This window comes from Herbaspirillum chlorophenolicum (assembly GCF_001189955.1).
In the GTDB taxonomy this organism is placed as follows: domain Bacteria; phylum Pseudomonadota; class Gammaproteobacteria; order Burkholderiales; family Burkholderiaceae_D; genus Herbaspirillum; species Herbaspirillum chlorophenolicum.
In genome coordinates this window covers 1-5,149 of record NZ_LFLT01000094.1, presented here as the reverse complement: position 1 = coordinate 5,149, position 5,149 = coordinate 1, and the positions used below count along the sequence as shown (strand labels likewise).

The window sequence follows — 5,149 nt, the reverse complement described above, 5'->3', positions numbered from 1 at the left end:
GATCATGGACTATTCCCTTAAGCTCATTGATGACGGTCTTGATGAGAAGAGCGTACGCAACGAAATATTTCTTCTCAAGGGATTTTGCGACTTTCTGGATCGGCGTCGACTAGTCTATCAAGACATCACAGACTCGCTACTAAAGAGCTTTCGTAGTGAAGAACTTTCTCTGGTTAAGACCGCAAAAAATAGTTCTCGCGCTGAGCGGACGGCAATGAGAACTGTGAACGCAAAGCTTCGACGGACGTACAAATTTTTATACTGGCTCCAGCACAGTCATCGGAGTGTATTGAATCTGATTGGCCCGCGAAACTGCCCGGTGAAGAGTAACTATCTGCCTCCAAATGAGGGGGGGAAGAACAGAAGAAATGGTCGTTATGAGAGCGGCAGAAAGACTGGTGAGTTTCCAGTTTTATTTGATCATGCGGGTGAGGGTAATCGTCCTACTCAATATGAGGCCACAGACGAGGATGTTGAGCTAATTGCCGAGATGTTTCTTTCGGAGTTATCTCCGCACGCCGCGCAAAGAAATATCCTGATGATGGATCTGGGCTGTGAAGTCAGTTGGAGACGTGGCGCGATCAACTCGATGACGTGCGATCAGTTCTCAAGATTAGATTTTTCGGAGGCTAACCATGATAGCTATATCGTGATTCCTCCGTCACAGAAGTTTGGGTATCAGCGTGAGTTCGAAGTTCCGTTCCGATTAGCATTCCGAATTGCAGAATTCATAGCGAATGAAAGAAAGGATTTTCTAGCCAGCAGGGGATGGAGTGAGGCGCGTACCCTTGGCCGGATATTTATTTCGGAGCGAAGTGGTTTGCCCCTTAAGGATCAATCTATTTCAGCGATTTTTGGGGCTGCGTTCAACGCATTGGGACGGCCAAGAGGGGCAAATACTCATAGCTTCCGCAGGAAATTTGCCAATGAGGAAATTGACGATGAGATTCTGAATAGATTGGAAATGGGGCTTGATACGAATGAGGTATCCATAGCAACGACTGTCGCATTCAAGATGGGGCAAAGCAATCCTGAATCTTTAGAGCCTTATGTGAACAAGAGCCTTGACCGAATGGTAAAGAGGCATAAAAAACTCAAGGAAAATCGAATACAAGCGTTGGAGGATGAGAACCGAGAGCTAAAAGCGCGTATTGCTTTGTTGGAGAAAAGTAAGGGGAGTAGTAAGTAGAAACGGCTTGGAGGTTCACCACCGGATGTCGGAACACAGGTGTGTTCAGCAGGTTGATAGTCAACCCAAAAAACCTGCTTTCAATGATAGGAGATAGCGAACTACGTCGTCCCAGCGACCTTCTGTCACCAAGGTTTGAGCAGTCTTATAGCCAAAAATCCGCATGTGACTATTCTTGTACCAGAAGAGCGCCCTTTCAACATCTTCGGTGATATCGCATCTGGCTTGGATGATACGTACTGCTGCGTTCAAGTAGCGTTGTACGCTTTCAGAAGATGGCGCATGCGACATTGTGCTTGGATGAACACGGGCTTGGTTCGCTAGAGTCTGAAGATCTATGCGTAGCGCCAGACTGAAACGCTTTGGGGATATCTCCGTCGAAGATTCCTCAGTTCTCAAATATCTCAAGAAACTATCGATGTCTCGCTGGAAGATAGGTACGGTCTCGGTGTTGGCGATGATCATATTGTCTAAGGCCTCGCGAACTTGCGAGGGCCGACGTCAACTAGTTTTCTATCTGGCCACGACCTGAATGGCGAACTGCAATACGATCCGTAGCGGACGAAAGTACAGCACGGAGGCTCCTTTGCAGCCAGTTTTAATGAGATCCAAAGCATCTTCATTTTGAACTGCCTCCAATCGCTATTGAGAGAATTTAATTTCTAGATACTGTAACGCATCATGCTCCCTGTTTTGCAGGAGGCGATGACTTCCGTGTGTAACGAGTAACGCGTTACTCGTTACTCGTTACTCGTTACAGCCCGCACCGCCGGCAGTAAGAGTGATCTTTAACGATTCAAATGCTTGGCGGCTCCCCAAAATCGATGCCAATAGTGGTCGGCTGAAGCCGAACCCGCAAGATGATAGGCTTACAAAAAGCTGTCAAAACGCCATTCGCATAGTCGATAAAAATTGCAATGGGGCACTAATAATCCAAAGGCGACAGAGCGCCCGGGGGAAGCACAATGAGTTCAGCTCGACAGGACTATCAGAGATTTCTTGCTTGGTTGCATTTGCCAGAGCTTAGGGCGTCCGAGGATGTTCGTCGTTTGGCGAACCTTGTGGACTCAAATTTTGACCAAGTAGCAGCAAATTCGCGAGCGCAAAGTCGACGATCTGTTGTGTTGGCTGGGATTGCGCGCGAGGCGCTAGCTGCAGCGGATTACCGGCCGCCCGAAAATGCAGGGATGGTTCAGGGAGACGCTTGGGCTTGGAATCGACTGAATAGTTTGGCCGTGGGGCCATTTCGCGGCTTTCGAGGCCGCGAGCTCTTTGAGTTCCCGCAACGGATCACCATGTTCTATGGCCCGAATGGAACCGGAAAAACTAGCTTGTGTGAGGCATTGGAACTAGCGTTGCTTGGTACGGTGGACGAAGCTTCGGCGAAGCGTATTCCGCCTCAACGCTACTGTGTCAACTTTCATGAAAACCGTTACGAGGATCCAGTACTGACCGCTCAAGATGAGCAGCGCCAGGTCGTAGGAGTGGTACCGGATTCAGATGCCTATCGTTTTTGTTTCATCGAAAAGAACCGCATCGATAATTTTTCACGCATTGCTGCCAAAACAGCTGGCGAAAAGAAGGATCTGATTGCAGCGCTCTTCGGTATGGATCAGTTTCATGACTTCGTGTCGAATTTCAACGAATCGTTGGATGGTCAACTTCGACTTGCTTCTGTTCGTCAGCAAGAACTTGTGGCACTTCAAGCGGGGCTGCAACGTGATCATCAGATTGTCAACGGTGAAGCACAGGTGCTTGCTGCTATCGCGCAAGATGAAGCTGTATATGCAGGAGCTTTCAGCCCCGGATGGACTTATGCACAGCTTGCCGCGTACATAGGAAATGAACAGGCCCCTGGGCAGTTACACTTCCTCAATGCACAGCTGGACGTGCAAGGCCCCGGGTTGTATGGGGTTAGCAGCGAAAATCTTCGCTCTGCATTTTCTGCAGCTGATGCTAAGCAAAACAGGCTCGAAGAGATCAGAGAAAGACTTGCGGCGAAGATGGGGGAGACTTCATTCCAAAGTCTCTATCTTGCTGTGCTGGGGTTGCAAGAACGGTCGCCGAACAATTGCCCTGCCTGCGGAACGCCTATTCAAGGGGAATATCGCGTTGCGAACGATCCCTACCAAAAGGCGCACGCAGGGCTTCTGCAGCTCCAAGAGTTAGCCGCATTGCAGGCTGAAGAGGCTGCCGCTATACGTGAATGGGCGGCTGCCTCAGCGGAGTTGGCTGGTGTCCTGTCCTATATTGGTCAACGGGTGGGTGCCCATGCAGGAAGTCCCGACGAGCGGTTCCGATATCTCTCAGCTCCAGGCGTAGATCCACGAATGCCGTGGTGGCGAGGGAGTTATGTTGTACCGCCTGGTGGGAGGTCCATGGCAGTGCAAATCAATGAGATGGCGATCGAGTGCGAGCGAATTGATGCCCAGACTCGTCAAGTACTCGACAATCGGGCACAAATGACCCAGGAGCGTACTAGGCTTTTGCAAGCACTCCAAATCATGGCTGGTTTCAACGCCCGACGTATAGAATCCGCCAGGCAAGTTGCCCTATCCAGGCAGACGATCGCTAACTTCGAGCAAGTTAACGCTCCGCTGATCGATGCGGTTCGTCAAGAAAATGAGCAGCTGCTACTTGAGCGGAGAATTAAATCGGCTTACGACGAGTTTCTGCCATTGTTGAAACAGTTCCGTGCAGGGCTGCCAGCAGCACTTATTGCTGGGATCAACATCACTGCTATGGAGATTTACAATGAATTCAACCGTAGAGATCATGAAGGCGACAAGCTAGCGGCACTTCATCTTCCGGTAAACGAAGACGGTCGAATCATGATCGCATTTCGTGGTGATCCACAGTTAACCCACGATGCTCTTCAGGTCCTTAGCGAAGGGCATGTCAGATGTCTTGGTGTTGCCATTCTGCTTGCCAAGGTTCTGGCCATACGGGCGCCAATCCTTATTTTCGATGATGCAATCAATGCGATCGACACAGAACATCGTGAGGGAATCCGTGAGGCGATTTTCCAAAGTGAACGCTTTGCACAGACGCAAATTATCGTAACTTGCCACAGCAGTGAGTTCATCAAGGATTTGCAGAACCATCTTGCCACGAATCAGTGGACTGCCTACATCTTCATGCCGCATCTTGGTGATCATCGGCCACGCGTGAGAAATAGTCGACAACACACCTTTAACTACATAGCTCAAGCTCGTGACGCATTGGACATCGGAGACTGGCGGAATGCACTTGCCGCATCACGTCAGGCTCTGGAAATGGTCACAGACAAAATATGGAAGTGGCTGGGTAGAAATGATCTCGGGATGTTAACCGTGCCGCTGGCGGGGCGTGGCGCAGAACCTGCGTTGCGAAATCTCTGTGAAGCTTTGAAGAGCCGACTTGACGGTGCACGCGCATTTATTCATCCAGATAAACCTGCGGTGGTTGATGGTCTTGCAGCTGTTCTGGGAATTCCTGCACCTTCTAATGTTTGGCTCTATTTGAACAAAGGAACACACGAGGAAGCCAATCGTGACGATTACGACCCCAATCTCGTTCGCACTATTGTGGAAAGTCTCGATGTCTTGACCCAGCTACCATTACGGCCAGTCGACGCCGCTCTGGCTGGCGTTGCCCAAGCAGCTATGGCCGCTGCAGCTCCCGCAGCTGGAGTCGCGCCGGCAGGCAGATAATGCCGACAACGTAGTTTTCCGTTATCAATATGCCGGCGACGATCTTCTAGAAACTGAGAATGGCCGGCATTTCTTTTCGCCGAAGGTGAAGCCGTGAACGCAGAACAGCCAGAAAAAAATCAAAATGATGCAATAAACTCGGTTGAGGCAGGTATGTCACCAGAAGGCGCAATTCCTGTTGTAGAGAATAAATACGTGGCCTTTTGCGACATCCTGGGATTTTCCAATCGAGTCTCGGAAGATTTCGACGAAACACTTACCCACACAT

General features: G+C 50.0%; 3 protein-coding genes. 2 read left to right on the top strand and 1 reads right to left on the bottom strand.

All coding sequences use genetic code 11. The annotated features are described in order from the left end of the window. The coding region (locus AKL28_RS24900; RefSeq protein WP_197091082.1) for a hypothetical protein at nucleotides 1-1,189 on the top strand (1,189 nt) is incomplete at its 5' end. 60 nt (nucleotides 1,190-1,249) lie between these two features. Here the strand turns inward: AKL28_RS24900 and AKL28_RS23000 are convergent. Next, nucleotides 1,250-1,654, bottom strand: a complete 405-nt coding sequence (locus AKL28_RS23000; RefSeq protein ID WP_050470622.1) for a hypothetical protein — start codon at nucleotides 1,652-1,654, stop codon at nucleotides 1,250-1,252. A 500-nt stretch (nucleotides 1,655-2,154) separates the two neighbouring features. Between AKL28_RS23000 and AKL28_RS22995 the strand changes: the two genes are divergently transcribed. Then, entirely contained in the window at nucleotides 2,155-4,881 is a 2,727-nt protein-coding gene (locus AKL28_RS22995) for an ATP-binding protein (protein WP_050470621.1), read from the top strand. The last annotated feature ends 268 nt before the right edge of the window (nucleotides 4,882-5,149 follow it).